Source organism: Lunatibacter salilacus (assembly GCF_009797935.1).
Taxonomy (GTDB): domain Bacteria; phylum Bacteroidota; class Bacteroidia; order Cytophagales; family Cyclobacteriaceae; genus Lunatibacter; species Lunatibacter salilacus.
In genome coordinates this window covers 1-23,245 of record NZ_VOLC01000017.1, presented here as the reverse complement: position 1 = coordinate 23,245, position 23,245 = coordinate 1, and the positions used below count along the sequence as shown (strand labels likewise).

Genomic DNA, 23,245 nt, shown 5'->3' with positions numbered 1-23,245 from the left:
CAACAAACAAACCCGAAATAATGTACATAAAAACCTTTTCTTGTCGGTTTAATCCTCTTTTTAGAATTCTCATTGGCTTTTTTTTAGGCTTAAGCTTCCAGTTTTCCCATGCCACGCAAATCGCTAGTATGGACGGTGGACCCACTAAAGGTCCAAATTTCGTTTGGCTAATTTCGGAGGATAACTCAAAACATTTTATGCGGTTATTTGACTCTGACGGGGTGGAAACACCACATATAGAAGCTATGGCCACTCAAGGTTTGCTATATTCCCACGCTTTTTCCAACTCACCCGTTTGCTCTGTGGCAAGGAGTACACTAATCACAGGCACCATGGCTCCCCGAACTGGCATTCAATATCACCGAAAAACGAAAGCCGCACCAATGCCGGAGGGTTTGGAAATGTTTCCCGTTTATTTGCGGAGGGAGGGATATTATACAACCAACAACAACAAAAAGGATTACAATGCGGAGGAAAGCCCTGAAGTATGGGATGAATCATCCGTTCAGGCCTCTTGGAGGAATCGCGATAACCCCCACCAGCCCTTTTTCCACCAGGAAACCTTTATGGAATCCCATGAAAGTCGTCTTCATTTTAAGGAGGACTTTATGCGAAGCCACCATACGAAAGAAAACCCTCAAGAAGTAACCCTTTTTCCCTATTTTCCCGATACACCTACTTTTCGCTTTACCACCGCATTCCATCGTGACAAGATAAGAGAAATAGATGACTGGGTTGGTAAACGGTTGACCGAACTTAGCGAGGACGGACTTTTGGAGGATACCTTTGTGTTTTATTTTGGGGACCATGGAGGAGTTCTTCCCCGAAGCAAAGGGTATTTGTATGAAGTTGGTCTACATGTTCCATTAGTGGTAAGGGTTCCTGAGAATTGGAGGCATCTCGTTCCCTCACAAATCCCGCAAACTATGGAGGGATTTGTGAGTTTTATTGATTTTGCTCCAACCTTACTCCATTTAGCCGGTTTGGCTATTCCAGATCAAATGGACGGAAAAGCTTTTTTAGGTCGGGAATTATCCATGGAAGAGATTTCTAGCCGGGATGAGACTTATGGATACGCCGACAGATTTGATGAGAAATATGAAATGCTGCGGTCAGTACGTAAGGGAAAATGGAAATACATACGAAGCTTTCAGCCCTACTATCCCGATGGACTTCATAATAACTATCGATACCAATTGTTGGCTTTTGCCGAATGGAGATCACTCTTTGAGCAGGGAAATCTTTCAAATGAAACCGAGCAGTTCTTTTTGGGGAAACCTGCTGAAATGCTCTTCGACCTGGAAAATGACCCCCATGAAACCCAAAATTTAGCTGAGGATCCGGATCATTTTGAAAAACTGAAATCATTACGTGACCTTTCCAGCCAAAAATCTGAACAGATATTGGATTTAAGTTTTCTTCCCGAATCCGTCATGGTCAAGGAAGCCATAAACAACCCGGTAGGGTTTGGAAAGGAAAATAAAGATAGGTTAAATAAATTAATGAACACGTCTCATTTGGCAGTAGATCAATCAGAAACTGCATCTCAAGCTTTGATCAGTGCCCTATCTGATTCGGATGAGTTGGTAAGGTACTGGGCCGTAACTGCTCAAACAGCTAGGTCTCAAAACCAAAAAGTACGGGAAATAATTGGCGAAATGACCGAAGACAAGAGTCTACTTGTTAGGTGGCGGGTAGTAGAATATTTGGGTATTCATGCTCAAGTGGATCCATTCCCGGGATTAATCCAACTTATCAATGAAAGTTCGGACCCTGTAGAAATTTTGCAGGTAATGAATAGCCTCGTTTTTTTTAAGGATCATCCCATCGTGAATTATCGCTTTGATGTAGGGGATATAAAGCCCCAAGCTGTAAATGACGAAGTAAACCGTCGTATGGCTTATTTTCTGGGAACGTGGTTATAAGCCTATATGCCCCTTAAAGGTATTCATTGTGGCCCTTATCAAAAAACTGACAGAATCGTAGGCTTCTTTTGTCTTGTTTTCTATATTTAAAAAATTAATTAATCGGAAATTACCATGTTAAAATATGTCCTGCAATCCTTTTTCTTCTTAATAATCATAGGGGCGGTAAGTTCCTGCGGTACTGACAAAAAACATATCGGAGAATCTGGAGAATTAGCCATTGATGATGATTTAGCTTCGTGCCATGATAATATTCCTGACAGGTTTGGAAATCAATCAAATGCAGTTGCTCGTGAAAATTCGGGCGAAGATTCCAAAGAAGTTTCCCATGAGGGGATGATTTGGATAGAAGGGGGAACCTATACCCGCGGCGCCGCCGATGGTCGTGGTCGTAAAGATGAACTTCCCGCCCATCGGGTAAAGGTAGACGGGTTTTGGATTGATGAGACGGAAGTTACCAATGCACAGTTTGCTGCTTTTGTAGCGGCTACGGGGTATGTAACCATTGCGGAACAAAAACCGGATTGGGAGGAAATCAAGAAACAACTTCCTCCTGGCACACCCAAACCCCCGGAGGAAGTACTTGTAGCGGCTTCCCTCACATTTAATCCTCCGGCCCAGCAGGTTTCGCTGCAAAACGCAGCGCAGTGGTGGGCTTGGACCGAAGGCGCAAACTGGAGGTATCCCCAAGGACCTGGCAGTAGCATATCGGGAAAGGACAATTACCCCGTAGTGCATATCGCTTGGGACGATGCGGTTGAATATGCCAAATGGGCAGGAAAGCGCCTTCCGACAGAAGCTGAGTGGGAGTATGCCGCAAGGGGAGGAGTAGATGGGAAATCTTTTCCCTGGGGAGACAAACCTGTAGAGACAGATGGTTTTTTAGCCAATATCTGGCAGGGGGAGTTTCCGGTAAACGATACAGGAAAGGATGGTTTTTTGGGTCTGGCACCCGTAAAATCATTTGATCCCAATGCATACGGGTTGTATGACATGGCAGGCAATGTATGGGAGTGGACGGCAGATTGGTATCATGAGGATTACTATGCAACTATTCAGGAAGATTTGATTGTCAATCCCAAAGGGCCAGGCAGCAGCTACGACCCTCAGGAACCCACTGTTCCAAAACGAATTGTAAAAGGCGGTTCGTTCCTCTGCAATGTATCCTATTGCGAAGGGTACAGGGTAAGTGCCAAAATGAAGTCTTCACCAGATACAGGATTGGAACATACCGGGTTTAGGTGTGTATCCTCAAAGTAGCCGTACTGATAAAGTAAACCCATCATGTCAATGAAAAAAAACCTGTATGTTTGTCTTTTAGTTTTGCTAAGTGCAACATTCAGTTGTAAATCTACAGATAAACCTCCCTATAAAAAGCCGAATATATTGTTTGCCATTGCGGATGATGCATCGTTTCCCCATATGGGAGCCTATGGCACCAGTTGGGTAAATACCCCGGCATTCGATCGGGTAGCAGCGGAAGGAATATTGTTTACCAACGCCTATACGCCGAATGCAAAATGTTCCCCGTCCAGATCCATAATTCTGACAGGAAGGAATTCCTGGCAACTGGAAGAAGCGGCAAACCATGTTCCCTTTTTCCCGAATAAATTCTTGTCTTTTATTGAGGTATTGGGAGGTAATGGATACTATACAGGATTTACAGGTAAGGGCTGGGCACCGGGAAATCCGGGAGAAAAAGATGGTAAACCCAGAGAACTAACAGGACCCCGGTTTCAGAAGCATTCGCTTGAACCACCGACTACCGCTATTAGCACAAACGATTATGCCAGAAACTTCGAGGATTTCTTGGAAGAGAAAAGAGGGGATGAACCGTTCTTCTTTTGGTATGGCTCTACCGAACCTCATAGGGTTTATGAATTTCAGTCAGGAGTAGATAAGGCCGGGAAGAAATTAACAGATATAGATGCTGTCCCCGGATTTTGGCCTGATATTGACTCCGTGAGACATGATATGTTGGATTATGCGATGGAAATAGAATATTTCGACCAGCATCTGCAGCAGATGATTGAGATTTTAGAAGAGCGGGGAGAACTTGAAAATACGCTTATTATAGTCACCTCTGACAATGGGATGCCATTTCCGAGAGTAAAGGGAAATGCCTATGAATGGTCGCATCATATGCCATTTGCAGTGATGTGGCCTTATGGAATAAAACATCCGGGCAGGAACGTGGATGATTTCATCAGCTTTACTGACATAGCTCCCACGATACTTGAATTAGCGGAAATACAGCCTTCTGAAGTCGGAATGCCTGAAATCACAGGAAGAAGTTTATTGAATATCTTTACAAGCAACCTTTCGGGCCGAATAGAGAAAAGCAGAAATGCCGTCATTATAGGGCAGGAACGGCATGACGTGGGGCGTCCAAATGATGTCGGTTATCCCATTCGCGGAATTATCACGGATAATTACGTGTACTTACACAATTTTGAAACAGATCGATGGCCAGCCGGAAATCCAGAAACAGGCTATCTTAACACGGATGGCAGCCCAACTAAAACAGTAATACTAAACAGGAGAAGGGATGCTGATTCAGCGTTTTATTGGTCGGGAAATTTTGGCAAACGTCCAACGGAAGAATTATACCTTAAGCAAACAGATCCGGAATGCCTGAACAACCTTTCTCTGCATCCGGAACACCAGTCCACAAAAGAAACGCTAAAAAAGCAATTGTTCGATCAGTTGAGAGCCGAAGGGGATCCCAGAATGTTTGGACGGGGAGAAGTATTTGAGGGTTATCCATATGCAGATCCAAATACAGCGAATTTTTATTCCAGATACCTTGAGGGGGATACCCCAAAAGCGGGCTGGGTTAATGAAACAGATTTCGAAAATGAACCGCTGGATTAAATGAAAAATAGGAAAATCATTGTCGTTCTTTTCTTTTGTTTTTTGGCATCGGGTCTACAGGCAGCCGATCCTAGGCCTAATATAGTCTATATAATAGCCGATGACATAGGTTGGGATGATTTGGGGTGCTATGGCCATCCCTTGGTAAGTAGTCCCAACATTGACAGAATGGCCCAACAAGGCATCAAGTTTGACAATTTTTACTTGACCACCAGTTCCTGCAGTCCAAGCCGCACGAGTATCATCTCAGGCAGATACCCCCACAATACCGGTGCAGCTGAATTGCATACACCGTTACCGGAAGAAATGGTCTCTTTTCCGGAGTTATTGAAAGATGCTGGCTACTTTACGGCCCAGGCAGGGAAATGGCATATGGGCGATGCACCACGGAGCGGATTTGATGTTATCCATGACAGGGGCGCATCCATGGGTGATGGGGGAGAGGGCATGTGGGTGCAGACACTTAATGAAAGACCCAGGGACAAACCTTTTTTCATGTGGTTTGCGGCATTGGATGCCCACCGTCCATGGGGCCCAAATGATTTTTCAGGAACACACGACCCACTATTGATAAAACCTCCTGTTTATTTGGCTGATTCACTTCCTACTAAAAAGGATTTGGCGCAATATTACGATGAGATCACCCGGTTTGATTTTTATGTTGGAGAAGTGGAGCGGGAACTTGAGCTGCAGGGCGTGTTGGATAATACGGTCATAATCATCATGTCAGACAATGGCCGCCCCTTTCCTAGGAGCAAAACACGAATGTATGACTCCGGGATCAAATCGCCTTTGATAATATTGTTGCCGGAAGGGATAAAAAGTAGCCCTAATGTCTCCAAAAGTTTGATAAGCAGTATTGATATAGCTCCGACTATTTTGGATTTGGCCGGAATCGAGGTAGGTCCTTCTTTTCAGGGAAAAAGTTTTACGGAGGTGTTGAGTAATCCGAAAATGGAATTCAGGAATTTCGTTTTTGCCGAACATAACTGGCACGATCATGAGGCCTATGAGCGCATGGTTCGGACCAAGGATTACCTCTATGTGCTCAACCTTCGGCCAAATTTGTCTTTGAATGGACCTGCGGATTCAAATAAAAGTGACTCCTATGCTGATTTGAAACGACTGAGAGACCTTGGAAAACTTAGCCCTGCTCAGTCAGATATCTTTAGTATACCCAGGCCTTTTGAACAGTTGTTTTTCGTTGCTGACGATTATGACCAACTAATCAACATCGCGTCTGTCCCAAAGCATAAAGAGAAATTGCGGGAAATGAGAGATATATTGGATCAATGGAGAAAAGAAACACTTGACACAGAACCTGATAACCTAACGGGGGACTGGTATGATAAAGAAACAGGTAATCCTTTGGATAAAGTGCAAACAAGAGGATCCACGCCTGGGGGTCAAGCAGCGATGAAAACCAACCAAAAAGGCCCATTTTAAAATATGAAGTCCCAACCGAATTCAGCAAAATTTTGCAGGCTACACTACATGAGTAATTTTACTAGAGTATTGTCACGACAATTTAGTCAACCTTTTCTTAGTATTTCTCTTATTTCAACAGTCTTGTTTGTCATGATTGGTTGCAAAGAACCAGTTATTCAATATGAACGACCGATGGACCCCTGGGCTTTTCGATCTGTATTGGATAAAAAGCCCAGAATGCTTACCCTAGCCCTGCACCCAGAATTATTTGTGGCGTATGACTTGGCAAACAGTCAACTTTATAAAGTTTGGAAAGGCGGAGTGTTTTTGGAAGGAACGGTATACACCAACAAAAAGAACATTCAGCCGACCACATGGGGAGTTCCTTATCAGGAAAATGAAGCCATTTTAAATAAATGGCAAGTAAATTTTAACGGGCAGCCACTATCAAATATCGTCATTAGACAAAAGGGATATGCCTTTGAAAACAACCAGATTTGGTTGGTCTATGAATTAATACATGCGGAAATAGGGACAGTAATTATTAAAGAAAATCCCGAATATGGGGCTAGTGAGGATGGAAATCCGGGTCTGTTAAGAACTTTTATTATCTCCGAAATGCCCGAGGCAACGGAGGTTCTACTATTTTCTGAGCAAGGAAAATTTTCAATGGCTGAAAACGGCACCCATAAGCTTCCCACGTATTTTGATCCAATTCAGGATCAATCTCCTCCATCCTTAGGGGAGCAATATGATCATTTGGGAATTTTACGTATGGAAACCAGCGACTGCTATACCTGTCACGAAGAGATAAATGATAATGTTGGCCCTTCCTTTACTTCAATAGCCAGTAAATATAATGGGGACAAAAGCACGTATCCTTACCTTATGCAGAAAATCAAAGAAGGAGGCAATGGTGTTTGGGGTGAAGTGATGATGAATGCCCATCCCGATTTGGATGCCGCAGATATACGGCCCATGTTGGATTATATTATGACCTTTGCGCCAAAATCCCAAAAAACCTCAACGGGACAGTCAAATGTGGTTCGATCCGTGGCAAAAGAAGAAATTTCTCTTAGAAAACCGGGATTTGGGATTTCCCTGGAGGGAGTTCATCCAAGCTATGAAGTAAAGACCCTACACCATGAAGGCTTCAAACCGCGGGTAGGAGCACTTGCTTTTTTGCCAGATGGAAGATTACTGGTGAGTACTTGGGACAAATTTGGCGCCATCTACCTTATAGACGGTGTGGATACGGGTGATACTACCCAACTTAACATCAAGAGAATTGCGGCAGGCCTTGCGGAACCACTTGGCATGGAAGTCGTAGATGGAGATATTTATGTGTTGCAAAAGCATGAATTAACAAAGCTGGTAGATAATGACGGTGATGATATCATTGATTCCTACGAAACTATCTGTAATTCCTGGGGTGTAACGGATGATTTCCATGAATTTGCCTTCGGACTTCTGTATAAAGAAGACCACTTTTACGTTACCCTATCCATGGCTATGCGCCTAAAAACAAATGAAAGGCAGCATCCGGATCGCGGGAGAACGCTCAAAATTAGTAAGGCTGGAGAAATTGAATACTTGGACTATGGGCTTAGAACCCCTAATGGTATCGGAGAGGGCGTGGATGGGGAAATATTTGTTACAGACAATCAAGGGCAGTGGCTTCCCGCAAATAAGCTGATACATGTGCAAAAGGATGCCTATAACGGAATGGCCTGGGGGTTACCCGAAGGAGTAACCGAAATCCCAACCATGGTACCACCTGCAATTTGGTTACCGGATGCGGAAATTGGAAACTCACCTTCGGAACCAATCTTGATGATGGATGGACCGTATAAAGGACAATTGTTGCATGGAGACGTGACGCATGGAGGCATCAAGCGTGATTTTCTGGAGTTGATTAACGGATCCTATCAGGGTGCTGTCTTTCGGTTTACCCAAGGCCTTCACGCAGGTGTCAATCGGTTGGCGTGGGGGCCGGATGGTGCCTTATATGTCGGGGAGGTAGGTATGGTCGGCGGATGGAGTTGGAAGGAAAGGCAATTTGGCCTCGAAAAATTGACCTACAACGGAAAGTCAACCTTCGAAATGCTGGCCATCCGGGCGAAACCCAATGGGTTTGAGATAGAATTTACGGAGCCTTTGGAGGATAGGGAATGGTCGACAGATGATTTCTCCATCCAACAATGGTGGTATTTGCCCACATCTTCCTACGGAGGCCCCAAAAAAGATCTGGAACATTTATATCCCACCCAAATATCCATATCAGAGGATAGGATGAAAGTGTACTTGGAACTTCCCAGTTTGAAAAAAGAACATGTAGTCTACTTTCTATTATCCGAAAATATCACCAATAATCAAGGTCAATCCATGTGGTCGGGAGAAGCCTGGTACACCCTCAATCAAATTCCCACAGAATAACTCATATAAGCATGCAAAATGATTTTAAAGGAATTGACCGGAGAACATTTCTCCATAGATCTGGAGCCATTATGGCTCTTGGAGCAGCCGGTTTTAACCCTATAACAAACCAAAGTAACCCATCCATGAAAAAAGCGTTGAAAAAAATAACGATAGATCAGGTAGATTCCAATTTTGAACGTGAACCGCTGATTCCTTATCGGTTTAAAGGCAGTGCGATTACGGAGGCTTGGCAGGTTTTGGCATATATGCGGTCAAGTAGTGGCATGCATAAAATTGGAATAGGAACGCAAGGTGTCCTCTGGTCTGATCAGAACGTATTTGCGGCCCACTCGACCAACGGAGGAAATGCGCTAATGTATGCCATGACAGAACGGGCATTGCAGCTTGTAAAAGGAAGAAGCTTTACCGACCCGGTATCCCTTTTGGACGAGCTCTTTCCAGAGGTCTATGCCTATGGACAAAAAATCACAGGCAACCCCGACCTAAAAGCCACTTTTGCGCTGAACGCCCTCGTTTCCGTTGATAATGCCGCATGGCTCCTATTTGGAGAGGAAAACGGCTTTACGAAATTTGATGAAATGATCCCGGAGGCCTATGAGCCGGGGCTTTCTCATAGGCACGACAAAGTAGCCAGTATTCCTTCGTTTAGCGTAGGAGCGAGTGTAGATGATGTGAGGGCTGCTGCTGACAGAGGCCATTTTATCATGAAGCTGAAAACCGGCTCGGCAGGTACTCAAAAGGAAATGTTGGCGAAAGACATCGAATTTTTGACTGCGGTTCACAAATCGCTGGGCCACTTGGAAACCCCTTACACAGCCAATGGAAAAATCCCCTACTATTTTGACGCTAACGAGAGGTATGAGACGAAAGAAACGCTGGAAAGGTTTTTGGATCATGCTAAAAAGATAGGTGCCTTTGATCAGATAGCGGTAATTGAAGAGCCTTTTGGGGAGAAGAATGAATCCTATGTCGGGGATCTTGGCGTACGAGTCGCAGCCGATGAAAGTGCCCATACAGTAAAGGATGCCCTTATTCGGATAGAGCAAGGATATCAGGCAATTGCCGTAAAAGCAATTGCAAAGACGATGAGTATGACCATGAAAATTGCCCAAGCCTCCTACGAAAAAGGAATCCCATGCTTTTGTGCGGATCTTACGGTAAACCCCATCCTTGTGGATTGGAATAAGAATGTCGCTGCAAGATTGGCTCCATTTCCTGATATGAATCTAGGCCTTCAGGAAACGAATGGTCATCAATATTATAAAAACTGGGACAAGATGTTATCCTATCACCCTATGCCCGAAGGGTCATGGGTAAAGACTAAAGAGGGTGTATATCCTACAGATAAGTCTTTTTATGAAAAGAGTGGTGGAATATTGGCCCCTTCTGCCCATTATGAGTCTGTATTTGCTCACCTTATGTAGCTGGCACAATTATTTAAATAGAATTAAAACTTATAGTCTAGGTACCATTATGGATCTAGGATATAAGTTTTTTTTTTATTGGGTTTTGTCACCAAACAAACATTAAATTTCATAATAGAAAGATTATTAAATCCTTTTCAAAAAAAATTCGATTGATTTTTTTTAGTTTGGTAAAGTTAGTTTACATTTGAAAAAATGTATTTTAAATATATAAAAATGTTGGTTAAAAACTTTGATTCACTTTGCGTTGAAAGGTTGAGAGAAGAGGATAAGGAACAGTTTTAATAATAAACATAACACTCCTGTGAAAATAATACTTGTAGATGATGATCCGATTGTAATTTTATTACAAAAGAAATTAATGGAGAAAGTTGGAATGATTGATGAAGTGGAGTCATTCAACAGTGGGGAAGAAGCGTTAAGCTTCTTGGTTAATCAGAAGGCGGATGAAGATTATCTAATGTTTCTGGATATTAATATGCCAGGTCTTTCAGGATGGCAAGTGCTTGACAAGCTTAAAGAGTCAAAATTAGATGAAAACATTTCGGTAATTATAATAACCTCTTCTATTGAACAGGCGGAAAGGGAAAAATCCAAATATTATGGTCAAATTATTGATTTTTGGATAAAACCATTTAATCTTCAGAGTTTTAATAGGTTGAAGGAGGATAAAATCACCCAAAAATTTTTTAAGGAAGCGTAAAGCTTCCTTTTTTTATGCCCTGAAAAAATGAAATTCTCAAAAAAATTAGAAAACGTGAAAACTTATTGCACAGATAGATCTATTTTTGACGAGATAACCTACGAATTTAAGAAAAACAATTGCCCATGAAAACCAATATTCCCATTCAATATTTTACAATCCTATTATTTTTTGCCCTTGCTATCCACCAACCCTTATCCGCACAAGATGCATCGTACACCGGGCAAGAAATGGATGGTTACAAAGGCATTTGGTTTACGCTAGGCCAGTTTTCTGAATATGGTGACAAATATTCGGGAGGTTTGGGTACCTATACAGCCAAACATATCCCGCTTGCCATTTATGCCCCGAAGGTAAAAAAGACATTTTTCGTTTACGGTGGCACAACTGGTCCCGATGAAAAATACCTGCTTTGCATGATTGGAAGCTTTGACCATAAAACCAAAAGGGTAACTAAACCCGTAGTGGTTCATGATAAGGAGGGAGTCGATGACCCCCACGACAATCCCAGTTTATCCATCGATGATCAGGGATATATATGGGTTTTTGTCAGTGGGAGGGGAAGAAGACGCATGGGATATAAATACCGTAGTAAAGAACCCTACAACATTGAATCTTTCGATCTGATTACACAAGAAGAGATGACCTATCCACAGCCCAAATTCATACCGGGAAAGGGCTTTTTAAACCTATTTACAAAATATACGGGAGTCAGGGAGCTGTACACAGAAACCAGTGCAGATGGGGTTACTTGGACTGATGACAGACTGCTAGTAGCGATGAAACGGGAGGGAGATCAAAACAGCGGCCATTACCAGATTTCGGGGCAGTATGGGGAAAAAGTTGTCTTTTTCTGCAATTGGCACCCAAACGGAAATGTGGATCAGCGTACAAATATTTATTATTTTCAATCCACTGATTTTGGAAATACATGGACTACCGTCCAAGGGGATGAAGTGTCGGTTCCGGTGACTGATGTGGATGCTTCAGTTTTGGTTAAGGAATTTTACAGTGAGGGGGTAAACGTATATATCAAAGATGTAAATTTTGATTCACAAGGAAACCCCATTGCTTTGTACGTATCCGGTCCCGGTCATCAGCCCGGTCCTGCTAATGGGCCAAGAACATGGAGTGTAATTTATTGGAATGGTTCTGAATGGGAAAATCATCAGATCACTACCTCAGACCAGAATTACGACAGCGGTAGCCTTTGGATAGACGGGGATAACTGGATGGTAATCGGTCCCACTGAAAACAGTCCGCAGGAGTGGGGGGCAGGAGGAGAGCTGCAGCAATGGAAAAGTACCGATAAGGGAAAGACATGGACTATGGCCAAACAGATTACCTCAGATAGTCCACGTAACCACAATTATGCACGTAGGGTTAGTAACGGTCAGGATCCTTTTCTCTATTTTTGGGCCGATGGAAATCCAGACGATTTTAGTGTTTCCAAGTTGTACTTTGGAGATAGCAAGGGAAGGGTATGGGGACTGCCATATGACATGGAAGAAAAAGAGGAAAAGCCAAAGCGAATTAAGAAATTTTAACCATTCAATAGGATAAAACCAAAAAAATGGGGTTATTTGTGCAGCCTTTCCAGAAACCTACTTATTACTGAGTTTAATTACACTGATATTTCAATCATTTTCTTTTTTCAGTAAAATTTCCTAATTTGTACCTGCCATGCGGGACAAAATTTGGGATTTGTGTGTTTACTATTCGAGGCATCATTAAATAATATTTTCAATAAACAACATTTATGGCAAAATCCAGAGAAACTTACAACAAAAAAGAAAAAGAAAAGAAAAGACTTAAAAAGAAACAGGATAAAGAGGAGAAAAAAGAAGCCAGAAAATCCGTTTCCAATAAAGGAGGTGAATTTGACGATATGATTGCCTATGTGGATGCTGACGGCAATATCACGGATACTCCACCAGATCCTACCCAACGGAAAAAAGTAGAAGCCGAAAGCATTGCGGTGAGTGTTTCCAGACAAGCTGATGTAGAACCGGAAGATTTGATTCGCACTGGAAAAGTTACGTTTTTCAATGGATCCAAAGGGTATGGCTTTATCAAAGACCAGGAGTCCCAAGAGAGCATATTTGTCCACGTTAAGGGATTGATTGACAATATCGAGGAAAACGATAAGGTTACCTTCGAAACAGAAAAAACGCCAAAGGGACTCAGTGCTATTGAAGTCCGACTGGTCAAAAAGGAATAGAAAATTTGGAATTTTTTAACTCATTCTGTTAAAACAAATAGATCTCCGTAGTTACTTTTATTTTTGAAAATTACTGATAGTTATAATTGGTAAATCATTTGGTAAAGTCGCCTATTTTATCAAATTATACACTTCAATTTAGTCCGTCAGAGATCTTTTCGGACAGATATTTTTTTATCTACTATATTTTTTCTTAAGATTTAAAACCTTTCTTTTTTATCTCCCGTTCCTTTGTCTATGAAAGTGTTCCCAACCTCTCTTCCCTTGATAGGTTTGGTTTGCCTTTTGGCTTGCAAACCTGTGAAAACGTCTGTGACCGAAGTCTCACCCTCGTATTCTTTGGGTAACTATTCGAGTTTTGCTTTTTATGAAACCAGCGCGGATGGGGAATTGAGTGAGAATTATCAGCAGCACCTGGATTTTATGAAAAGTGAGATATCCAAGCACATGGCTTATCGGGGCTTATTGCCTGCCCCAAATGGAGATGCCGATTTGCTGATAAACATTGGGATTTTGGTAGAAAATAAAACGCAAACCCGGGAAACAGGCCTTCTTACTGACCCAGGGACGTTCAACTACATCGGACAGCGGCGGTATTCGTGGAAAAGTGAAACCGTAGAAGTGGGGCAATACCGAAAGGGATCAGTGGACATTCATTTGATAGATGCCAAAAACAACGAGGCAGTTTGGGCAGGAGTAACAACGGGGGTTATAGATGAAAAAGAAGATAGATTGTTAAAGACAATCTCTAAAGGTGTATCGGAGATGTTTGAAAAATTATAATCTCCAAATCGAAATAAAATTTTATTTAACCAAAAAACCTGCAATTTTATTTTGGCATTGTTTCAAATGCTCTTTTGGGTGAAGATATTTGGATGGTAAAATTTCCAATTGCGACAAGGTAATAAATTCAGCGATTTTTTCTGCATATGCCAATGGGTGGAGAGGATCCTGTGCCGTTCCTACCACTAGAGTCGGAATCTTTATTTGAACGAGATCCTCCATTTCGGCAAAAGGAACATCTTCAGGTAAGTGTTTTAGCAGGGAATAGGCGGTGCTGCCTTGTGATCTGGAAAAATGGCCAAGCAAAGACGAAGTGTATTCTGGAAACAGTTTTTTCGCTTCGATAAATTCAGGGTTTTCTTCAAAATACTCTTTTCCTGTCACCACGCCATATTTTTGAATGTAGTCATGTGCAAGTTTTAGCAAGCGAAAGTGTTCCGAATCCTTTTCATTCAACCATGCGGGACGCACTAAGACTAAGCGTTCAACCAAATCTGGATATTGCAGCGTAAATTTCATTGCTACCGCAGCGCCTAAGGAAATCCCCCCCAAGGTGCAGTATTCAACTTTTAAATATTGCAGCAACTGAAATAGATCCTGACTAAAAACCGCCATGGAAGCATCACCATCAGTGATAAAACGGATAGTTTTTCCATGACCCCTAAAATCCAATGTTATCTTTCGATAGCCCGTCACTTTTTGAATCATTTCCCTACTTTGGTTTAGATCGGCTCCCAAGCCATGAAGGAAGACTAACGGGTTCCCCTTACCTTGGTCTGAGTAGTGAAATTTTATTGGTCCATTCGAATAATATGCGGGCATAATTTATTTCTAAAATATGTTTGTCAGTTAATCATATTGAAAATATTATTTCACGAGAATTTTAAATTGCGTAATTTTTTCTGCTTAATCAAATTTATCAAGATTAAATGTCTTTAACTTGTACAAAGCCCTCGTTAACTTTCTCTTTAAAAATCGGGTTACCCACTCAATCAGTTTGTTATTCATTCACGTTTTTGCGAGATTTGGCAGTCGTCTTGGAGTAGGGGTGTCCATCCGATAATTATAAGATGATTTGCTCTTTAAAATACATCCACACTAATGCAATTTCCCAGTTTGACAGCCTTAAAGGCAGAATTGAAACATCTTTCGGATAAAGAATTTATCGCATTGATTGCCGATCTCAGCAAGTTCAGTAGGGAGAATAAGGCCTTTCTTTTTTTTAAACTTTATGAAAAAGATAATCCCCGTCTCTTCGTTGAAATGGTGCAGGAAGAGCTGGAAAAGGAATTTCAACTCGCCAACACCAAAAACTATCATTTTGCGAAAAAGGCTGCTCAATCCATTCGCCGAAAACTAAATAAACATTTAAAACTCACCAAGAATAAACCCGACCAAATTGAGGTCATTGAGTATTTCTGCCGCAATTTGGAAAAATATGGATATCTCAGTTTTCGCCATCCGGTGATTGATAACCTATATGCTTTGCAGGTGGGTAAAATTGAAAAGCTGGTGACTGCTTTGCACGAAGACCTTCAATATGATTATGAACTTACTATACAAGAACTGAAAAAGCCTATCAGATACTGATAAGTAAGTGGGGGTATTGGGTTTATTTTTTGCGATGCGTTGATTAATTGTTTTATATTTAAGGTACCCTAAACCCAATTTCCATGAAATTCAACTCCTTACTGTTCATATTCCTTTCCGGGTGTTTTTTTCACCTACAAGCTCAGGATGGAACAAGTTTACCAAGAAGCGGTCCATCTTCTCAGCTAGTTGCCTCCTCAAATTTATTGGACTTTATATCCGCGGTAGAAGATAGTTCGCATGAAATGCATAGCCTGATGGTCCTTAGAAATGGAAACGTTGTCGCAGAAGGCTGGTGGACACCCTATGCGCCCACTCTAAAACATACCCTTTACTCCACGAGCAAAACTTTTACGGCTACCGCTGTGGGTTTTGCCGTCCAGGAAAATCTGTTAAAGGTAGAAGACCGGGTAATTGACTACTTCCCCGAATCGCTTCCGGATTCCATATCCCCCAATTTGTCAGCTCTTCGTATCAAGCATCTACTTTCCATGAGTGTGGGACACGAACCCGAATACACTACCCAGGTGGTCACTTCAGACGATTGGGTAAAAACATTTTTAAGCCAGCCTATTACCCACGCTCCCGGAAGTAAATTTTTGTACAATACGGCTGCCACCTATATACTGGCAGCCCTTGTAGAGCGTGTTAGCAGGGAGAGATTGGTGGAATATTTGACTCCCCGACTGTTTGATCCCTTGGGTATCTCGGGAGTAGATTGGGAGGTAGACCCCAAAGGAATAGCCACAGGAGGCTATGGCCTGCGTGTAAAAACGGAAGACATGGCGAAACTTGGACAACTCTTCCTGCAGGAAGGTAGCTGGCACGGAAAACAGTTAATTTCCCCCAATTGGATAGAAGCGGCCAGTTCTTCTCAAATTATTCAAGATCCCACAGCCCCGGCGGAACGGGTGGATGCCAGTGATTGGCTGCAGGGCTATGGGTATCAAATGTGGAGAAGCAGACACGATTCGTATAGGGCGGATGGAGCTTTTGGCCAATATATTTTGGTCTTGCCAAGAATGGATGCCGTCATCGCGATAACTAGTGAAACTAGCAATATGCAGGGATTGATTGATCTGGTGTGGGAGCATTTACTGCCTGCTTTTGACGGGGAGGTTTCAAATGAAGATGATCAGAAATTGAAGGGAGTATTAAGTGACTTGGCCATTCGTCCAAAAGAGGGAGTTGCCAATTCGAAAGTCGAGCTATCCCTGTCCGGAAACAGATATGGGTTTGAAGGAAAAGTTCAAGAGTTGGAATTTACTTTTAAAAACGATAAATGTGAAGTGTTTCTGGTAGAAGATGGGGAAACCTTTCGCTTTACCTTAGGCCGGGAGTCCTGGGTTGGAGGGACTACGGATAGAAAAGGCCCTTACTTAGTAGCGAGGGCCAAAGGAGCACAGGAAGGTTTGGCCCCGTTTAAGGTAAACGGCAGCTATACCTGGGAGGATACGGATACACTTATCCTACAGCTAAATTACACAGAAAGTCCCCATACGGAAACTTTCAAGATTATCTTTGAAGGAGAAGGAGCAGAAATGACGCAACAGAGCATTATCAATAGTCGGGCAAATGAAGAACCGATACCAATACACGGGAAACTGATTTTGGAAACTGTAAATTCTTTTTAAAACAAGAACTACTAAGAAATGAAGAAATACTGGTTACTGGGTTTAATTTTATTTCTGGTATCGGGCATTGTGGTTGCCCAGTCTGGAATATCCCTTCCGGAGAATTTACAGGGGAAAATCCCATGGGATTTGGAAGGGTTGGGAAAAGCACCGGAATATAAATGGATTGATCGGACCGACTCCGTCTGGTCAATAACCTATACAGGTGAGTTCTATAAAGGCAAAGAAACGGAAGTATTTGCCTATTTTGCCAGCCCGGCGACTTTAGGAGTATCCTCATCAAATGAAGGGAAGTTTCCCGGAATCGTCTTGGTCCATGGTGGGGGAGGGACAGCCTTTCGTATATGGGCCTTGGAATGGGCAAATAAAGGATATGCAGCCATTGCCATGGACCTAAGTGGCAATGTACCAAGTGCGGAACAAGACAATCCATGGGGGGCAAAAGGAAACCGAATGGAAGCGGGAGGCCCTAAGCAGGACGACGTACATAAGTTTTTTAGGATGGACGAACCATTTACCGAGCAATGGCAATTTCATTCTGTCTCGAATATAATCCTGGCACACTCTCTGATCCGCTCATTTCCAGATGTAAGCCCTGAAAAAACAGCCATCACGGGAATCAGTTGGGGTGGCTATCTGACCAATCTGGTAGCCGGTGTTGACCACCGATTTGCTGCGGCAGTGCCGGTATATGGTGCGGGTTTTCTTCATGAAGGAAGTGCCTGGGACAGTCAGTTTGATTCGCTTGGGATAGATGGGACGAAACGCTGGGTGGAGCTCTGGGATCCGTCAAGTTATGTCGCCAATGCTACAATGCCCATGCTGTTTGTAAACGGCACCAATGACTTTGCCTATTTTGTGGAAAACTGGCAGTGCACCGCCAACCTGGCAAAAGACGCCCAATTCTCCATGATACCCGAATTAAAACACAGCCACCTGCACGGAGCCGAACCTAGAGAAATATACAACTTTATCAGCCAGCAACTAGAAAATAAATCCGAATTTCTTAGTTCAATTAGATTTAAGCAAAAGGGTAGCAAGGCAAAGTATAAGATTGTGAATGCGACGGAAGTTTATCTTGCCTACACAACCGATTCCAAACGCAGTCCGGAGAGGGAGTGGAAATTAGTATCTTTGGAGAAATCCTCCGGCACAGTGTCCGTACCGACTGAGTCTAAGGCTTCGTATATTTACTGGGTGGATAAATGGGGCAATCGGCGGAGTGGGGAGGTTATGGGGTTTGAGTAGTAAAAAAAATCCGCTTTATCCGTATTATCCGAGTCATCCGTGTTCTATTTTGCATTGAAGCGAACCGAACGGCGATTTGACGGATTGAACCGACATTGAAAGACAGGTACGGATGGCATGTTCACCGTTTCAGATTAGTCGTAGGGAACTTTCGTTAAAAATTCTTTTTGTTCTATAATTTATATTATGTTAAATACAGTCATTAAAACTTACCTCCTCCATCAGGTATAAGAACCCAGATTTGTTCCATATAAAACCACTCTGCTATCCATTTGTCTTCATAACTAATTGAATAACTACGCGGAATTTTTCCCCGCTATTCTAAAACATCCACTTTCACCCTTGATGACTTTAGCTGTTGGGAAACTTTCCAAAATATTCTGGCTATTCCCATGTGGACGGTCCTCGCACACAAGTTGTTTCTTTGTCCGGCGAAAACCTGTCGTATTTTTCAGCTAAAGACGGACTTGCCCCTCCTGGCAAAATTGCCTGTAAGTATCATCAAAATGCATCAGCTAAATGGCGGTAAATGATGTCAAGCGATTTTTCTGTAAAAATAATTGTTCCTAATTTGCGAAACGTATCCAGAGTCCGTTCGTTAATGATGCGCTGGGTTTCTTCGGTGCAGCTGCTCTTCCATTGTTTTGCTTTTTATTCCGTCATAACTGGTAATAGAATCGATACTGCCATTTTATTTTTATAGACTGAATTTTGTAAGTTAAATAATTTCCCAAAATTGATCAACTACTAACTTGCGGGAGCCTATGTAAGGGGAATTTTCCAATTGGAAAAATCCAGATATAAATCTGTAAAAATGATGATTTAAATCAGCTAATTATAATTTAATCTATTTTAAATTAGCAGAAATTCTAAAAACCAAAAGAAAAAATAGTATGGACTTAACAGTAAAAAACCGAAATGGTCTGCCTTCTTTAGTCTCAGACTTATTGAATCCCTCCATTTTTTTTGGAAAGGATCTGTCAGAATTTGAATTTAACCCTATTCCTTCACGCCTTGGAATCACAGTGCCAACAGCCAACATCAAGGAGACTACGAAAGAGTATACACTTGAACTAGCCGCTCCCGGGCTGGAGCGGGATGATTTCTCTATAGAAATCAACAATAACACTTTGACGGTAAGTGCTGAAAAAGAGCATCAAAATAAGGAAGAGGAAAATGGATATTCGAAGAAAGAATATTCGTTTAATTCGTTTTGCCGGACCTTTTCGCTGCCTGAAAACATCAAAGAGGAAAAAATCGAAGCTAAGTACGACAAGGGAGTGCTGAAAATTCACATTCCGAAAGAAAAGGAAACAGAGTTGAAGCCTGTTAAAAAAATTCAGGTGAAATAGTTAAAAACTCAACCCATAATTTCAGTGGGAAAAAGGTGGAAATTGTTGTATTTTCCACCTTTTATGAATTTCCAATATTTCTACATTTTTTCCTACTGCATTTACATTAGAGAGCAACTATAGATCAATATGAATAGGTGATGGCATTTTCTGCTGGTCCCAAATTTACCCCTTTTTGTAAAGTAACTTCTTTTCAGCATCTCAGATCACTATGAAAACCTTCCGAAATGAAATCAAAAGAAGAGTATACAGACGAAGAATTGGTCAACTTCATTAATCAGCAGCATTCGGAAATAAATCACCCTGATTCGGAATGTTTGGCCATACTGTATAATAGGTATTATGGAAAAATATATAATAAATGTATCTCGCTCGTAAAAGATCCATCTGAATCATTTGACCTAACAGAAGAGATTTTTATCAAAATATTTTACAACCTAATTCATTTCCGTGGAGATTCTTCCTTATCAACTTGGATATATACGATTACACAAAGGCACTGCTTGGAATTTTTTAGGAAGTTGGCAAAAGGAAATACCTTTATTATGAATTTTGAGTTGAATGGAAATGACATTCCAGAGTTACAGGAGGTTTTCGAAGAGACTGAAGATCGGGAAACACTAATGATGGGGTTGATAAATCAGTTATCTGAGGAAGAGAGAGATCTTCTTCTACTCAAATATGGTCAGGGGATATCAATTGAAAGGTTGCAGGAAATGTTTAAAATATCAGCAAGTGCGATTAAAATGCGGTTAAAGCGATCGCGAGAACGTTTGAATCATTTGTATTTAAAGGCTATCAGAGATTGAGAAGGAGTGTTTGAGTTGGAGGGTTGTTTTATAATGAAACAAAACAATAAAACTAAATGAAAAAATGAAACTTCGAAAATCGACGCATACACCTTTTATCACTGTAGTGATTACAACTTACAACAGATCCAACCTCCTGCATCTGCAAAATTGTTGTTTAAGCAGACGTTCCAAAGCCTATTACCTGTGTTCCTGTATCAAGAAGCATTAGGCGATATACTTTGATTTTCCACTATGAACTTGTCAATACCACCTTCATCGCTTTTTCTTCAGCGGCATTTCCAAAAACTTCATAAGCTTTAAGCATTTCATCCAATTTGAAATGGTGGGTTATTAAGGTTTCTGGCTTTATTTTTCCTGATATAACCGTTTTTAGAAGCATTGGGGTGGTATTTGTGTTAACGAGACCCATGGTAATAGTCATGTTTTGTATCCATAAATCCTGGAGTTGAAGATCTACACTTTTACCATGCACTCCTACATTAGCTAAATGTCCACCGGGGCGAACGATATGTTGACAGATATCGAAAGTAGTTGGTATACCCACTGCTTCAATGGCTACATCCACACCGTCTTTCGTTTCCGACATAATTTTTTTAACCGCATCTTCGGATCCCGAATTGATGGTATGAGTTGCTCCCAATTCCTTAGCAAGTTTCAAACGATTTTGGTCCACATCAATCATATAAATTTTTGCAGGAGAATAGAATTGCGCTGTAAGTAAAGCAGACATGCCGATTGGGCCTGCACCGACGATAGCAATAGTATCGCCTGGTTTTACACACCCATTTATCACGCCTATTTCAAGGCCCGTTGGAAGTATGTCACTTAACATTACCAAAGCATCTTCATTAGTTCCTTCCGGAACTGCATAAAGGCTGTTGTCGGCATGGGGAATGCGGACAAATTCAGCCTGGGTGCCGTTTATGAGGTGACCTAAAATCCATCCACCGTCTTCGCAATGGCTATACATTTGTTTTTTACAATACTCGCAGGAGCCGTCTGCGGTGATACAAGAAATGATGACCTGATCACCTTTCTTGAAGTTTCGGACAGATTCCCCTACCTCTTCAATTATGCCAACGCCTTCGTGGCCTAGTGTAGTACCCGGCTTTACAGAGGGGGTTTTGCCATGGAGAATACCCAAATCTGTTCCACAGATGGTAGTTTTTACTATTTTTACGAGTGCATCTGTAGGTTGATCAATTGTAGGTTTAGGAACATTTTTCCATTCTATTTTACCCGGTCCATTATAAACCAAGCCTTTCATGGTTTTTGTAGTGTTGGAAGAATCGCTTTTTGATGAAGTCTTCTTTAATGTTTGGGCTGTATTTGACATCTTTCTATTTATTAAATGAAACAGTTTGTTTGTATAGTGATGTTGGCTCACTTGAATTTAGATGAAAAATATATGGGAAAGTCACTCTTTTTCAAACACAAAATAAAAAAGCCTCTCGTGAATTTGTGACATCAGCCAACTTTTGTTGGTGGGGTTTAAGTCAGGCGTTTACCGCCAACGCCAAATTTTCTGTCAACCCATTCCGGAATCCCGCCTGCACCATTTGTTCGGCCGGATACCCGTCCATGAAGTCCCCCTCATTCTGAATATTTCCGCCGTTTACCCAGTGGACTCCATAGGAAAAATAATAGTTGGCATGCGTCAGGGCCATCCCGACATTAAAATCCAGCACATTCAGGTTGCTGAAAGTGCCCAGATACTTGCCTAAAGTAGGATCATTTTGCCTCCTCGGAGGTAAGCGCGTTGCCATCCAGTCTAATGCTCTGGTAGCCCACTCCCGTACCAAGCCGGAGATTGTGGCGCTCGGTCAGCCGGACCCGGTCCGCGTAGTTGGCTTTGATTTCATTTTCGCGAAAGGCCCCATAATTGTCCTGCAGCAAATTGACCGAAAACGCATTCTTGCCCAGAAGACCGGGATCAACCTCCCCGGCCAGCTCCCCGAAATCCATCTCGGCGGAAAAAAAATAAGTCTTGGGCGCGCCTTCTATCCCACCCCACTGGTTGCGGACAAAACCCCTGGCTACACTTCCCTCATATCTCGTCAACGCCGGGTTGTAATAACGCTGAAAGTGCGAAAACTGGACTGTCGCTGTTGGATTTGGATGGGGATTCAGCCGAAGAAATACTGGCACTTGCCAGGAAACACGTGGCGGGCAGCAAAGCAACGCTAACATATCCAACCGGGAGGGATTTGCTGAACTACCGGGGCAAAATCCTGTCGTCCACGGTAAGCGTCGGGCGGAGGATTTCCATGGGTTCAAAGGCACAAAGTATTGTTTTGGTAGGAATCGATCCACTGTATAGAAAGGAAAAAAGCCTGACGGGATCCGCCGTTCAGATTAGCATGGGGTTTGAGTTAGAACGTCTGTCAAAGTCTAAAAAAGAGTCGGGAAAATAAATACAAAAATCCGATCTGGTTAAAATAGGCGTCCAGACTGTGCCAAACATATAATGATTCCACGGCCTACAATTTCGAAGACCGGCCAACCCATACCCTGATTTCAAGCACATCCCCGTCCGTTCCGGACATCCGCCGCGCCTACACCTACAACGTGGCCGGACAACTTGCATCCGTGACGCATAAAATAGGCTCCCAAAACCCGGTTACCCTTGCTTCATACAGCTACAGTGACCTCGGCCAACTTACCGCCAAGTCCTTCCCGGCCATTTCTTCCGGCAACCAGACCTATGCCTATAACATCCGCGGCTGGCTGAACAGTCTTGGCAGTGCCCATACCGACGTATTCAGGCAGACCCTATACTACCAAATCGGTGCCGCGGCCAACCGCTGGAACG

General features: G+C 42.3%; 21 protein-coding genes. 17 read left to right on the top strand and 4 right to left on the bottom strand.

Annotation, left to right across the window (positions count from 1 at the left end; genetic code table 11):
* The first annotated feature begins 20 nt into the window (after window positions 1-20).
* The 10 genes from FQ608_RS20240 to FQ608_RS20195 all read left to right on the top strand — a co-directional run bounded on the left by FQ608_RS20240 (window position 21) and on the right by FQ608_RS20195 (window position 13,797).
* Window positions 21-1,925 (top strand): sulfatase-like hydrolase/transferase, encoded by a 1,905-nt coding sequence (locus FQ608_RS20240; RefSeq protein ID WP_158860315.1) that lies wholly within the window; start codon window positions 21-23, stop codon window positions 1,923-1,925.
* 114 nt (window positions 1,926-2,039) lie between these two features.
* Window positions 2,040-3,185 carry a formylglycine-generating enzyme family protein gene (locus FQ608_RS20235; RefSeq protein WP_158860314.1) on the top strand — a complete coding sequence of 382 codons (1,146 nt, stop codon included), beginning with the start codon at window positions 2,040-2,042 and terminating at the stop codon, window positions 3,183-3,185.
* Window positions 3,186-3,215: 30 nt separating this feature from the next.
* Entirely contained in the window at window positions 3,216-4,799 is a 1,584-nt protein-coding gene (locus FQ608_RS20230; RefSeq protein WP_234364300.1) for a sulfatase family protein, read from the top strand.
* The gene (locus tag FQ608_RS20225; protein ID WP_158860312.1) at window positions 4,800-6,245 is read left to right on the top strand and encodes a sulfatase family protein; all 1,446 of its coding nucleotides are present in this window, start codon (window positions 4,800-4,802) and stop codon (window positions 6,243-6,245) included.
* A 132-nt stretch (window positions 6,246-6,377) separates the two neighbouring features.
* On the top strand, window positions 6,378-8,663 hold the full coding sequence (locus tag FQ608_RS20220) for a cytochrome C (RefSeq protein WP_234364299.1): 2,286 nt from the start codon (window positions 6,378-6,380) through the stop codon (window positions 8,661-8,663).
* An 11-nt stretch (window positions 8,664-8,674) separates the two neighbouring features.
* Entirely contained in the window at window positions 8,675-10,090 is a 1,416-nt protein-coding gene (locus tag FQ608_RS20215; protein WP_158860310.1) for an enolase C-terminal domain-like protein, read from the top strand.
* 304 nt (window positions 10,091-10,394) lie between these two features.
* A complete protein-coding gene (locus tag FQ608_RS20210) occupies window positions 10,395-10,793 on the top strand; it encodes a response regulator (protein ID WP_158860309.1) in 399 nt (132 codons plus the stop codon).
* Between the two features lie 125 nt (window positions 10,794-10,918).
* A complete protein-coding gene (locus tag FQ608_RS20205; protein WP_158860308.1) occupies window positions 10,919-12,340 on the top strand; it encodes a BNR-4 repeat-containing protein in 1,422 nt (473 codons plus the stop codon).
* Between the two features lie 212 nt (window positions 12,341-12,552).
* Window positions 12,553-13,014, top strand: a complete 462-nt coding sequence (locus tag FQ608_RS20200; protein ID WP_158860307.1) for a cold-shock protein — start codon at window positions 12,553-12,555, stop codon at window positions 13,012-13,014.
* Window positions 13,015-13,251: 237 nt separating this feature from the next.
* Entirely contained in the window at window positions 13,252-13,797 is a 546-nt protein-coding gene (locus FQ608_RS20195) for a DUF4136 domain-containing protein (protein ID WP_234364298.1), read from the top strand.
* A gap of 21 nt (window positions 13,798-13,818) precedes the next feature.
* On the opposite strand, the gene FQ608_RS20190 is transcribed toward FQ608_RS20195, so the two are convergent.
* Window positions 13,819-14,619 (bottom strand): alpha/beta fold hydrolase, encoded by an 801-nt coding sequence (locus tag FQ608_RS20190; RefSeq protein WP_158860305.1) that lies wholly within the window; start codon window positions 14,617-14,619, stop codon window positions 13,819-13,821.
* 279 nt (window positions 14,620-14,898) lie between these two features.
* Between FQ608_RS20190 and FQ608_RS20185 the strand changes: the two genes are divergently transcribed.
* The 5 genes from FQ608_RS20185 to FQ608_RS20165 all read left to right on the top strand — a co-directional run bounded on the left by FQ608_RS20185 (window position 14,899) and on the right by FQ608_RS20165 (window position 20,430).
* A complete protein-coding gene (locus FQ608_RS20185; RefSeq protein WP_158860304.1) occupies window positions 14,899-15,387 on the top strand; it encodes a hypothetical protein in 489 nt (162 codons plus the stop codon).
* A gap of 83 nt (window positions 15,388-15,470) precedes the next feature.
* Window positions 15,471-17,021, top strand: coding sequence for a serine hydrolase domain-containing protein (locus FQ608_RS20180; protein WP_158860303.1), 1,551 nt, complete (start codon window positions 15,471-15,473; stop codon window positions 17,019-17,021).
* Between the two features lie 18 nt (window positions 17,022-17,039).
* Complete coding sequence (locus tag FQ608_RS20175) at window positions 17,040-18,269, top strand: alpha/beta hydrolase family protein (RefSeq protein ID WP_158860302.1); 1,230 nt, start codon at window positions 17,040-17,042, stop codon at window positions 18,267-18,269.
* Between the two features lie 893 nt (window positions 18,270-19,162).
* Complete coding sequence (locus tag FQ608_RS20170; protein ID WP_158860301.1) at window positions 19,163-19,621, top strand: Hsp20/alpha crystallin family protein; 459 nt, start codon at window positions 19,163-19,165, stop codon at window positions 19,619-19,621.
* A 227-nt stretch (window positions 19,622-19,848) separates the two neighbouring features.
* A complete protein-coding gene (locus FQ608_RS20165) occupies window positions 19,849-20,430 on the top strand; it encodes an RNA polymerase sigma factor (RefSeq protein ID WP_158860300.1) in 582 nt (193 codons plus the stop codon).
* A 232-nt stretch (window positions 20,431-20,662) separates the two neighbouring features.
* On the opposite strand, the gene FQ608_RS20160 is transcribed toward FQ608_RS20165, so the two are convergent.
* From FQ608_RS20160 to FQ608_RS27580, 3 genes are all read right to left on the bottom strand, one after another.
* A complete protein-coding gene (locus FQ608_RS20160) occupies window positions 20,663-21,769 on the bottom strand; it encodes a zinc-dependent alcohol dehydrogenase family protein (protein ID WP_234364296.1) in 1,107 nt (368 codons plus the stop codon).
* A 160-nt stretch (window positions 21,770-21,929) separates the two neighbouring features.
* Window positions 21,930-22,199 carry a type IX secretion system membrane protein PorP/SprF gene (locus FQ608_RS27585; RefSeq protein ID WP_234364295.1) on the bottom strand — a complete coding sequence of 90 codons (270 nt, stop codon included), beginning with the start codon at window positions 22,197-22,199 and terminating at the stop codon, window positions 21,930-21,932.
* Window positions 22,165-22,494, bottom strand: a complete 330-nt coding sequence (locus tag FQ608_RS27580) for a type IX secretion system membrane protein PorP/SprF (RefSeq protein WP_234364294.1) — start codon at window positions 22,492-22,494, stop codon at window positions 22,165-22,167. The genes FQ608_RS27585 and FQ608_RS27580 overlap by 35 nt, the downstream gene beginning before the upstream one ends.
* Before the next feature lie 47 nt (window positions 22,495-22,541).
* On the opposite strand from FQ608_RS27580, the gene FQ608_RS20150 reads away from it, so the two are divergent.
* A complete protein-coding gene (locus FQ608_RS20150) occupies window positions 22,542-22,847 on the top strand; it encodes a hypothetical protein (protein WP_199856437.1) in 306 nt (101 codons plus the stop codon).
* Between the two features lie 175 nt (window positions 22,848-23,022).
* The coding region (locus FQ608_RS20145; protein WP_199856428.1) for a hypothetical protein at window positions 23,023-23,245 on the top strand (223 nt) is incomplete at its 3' end.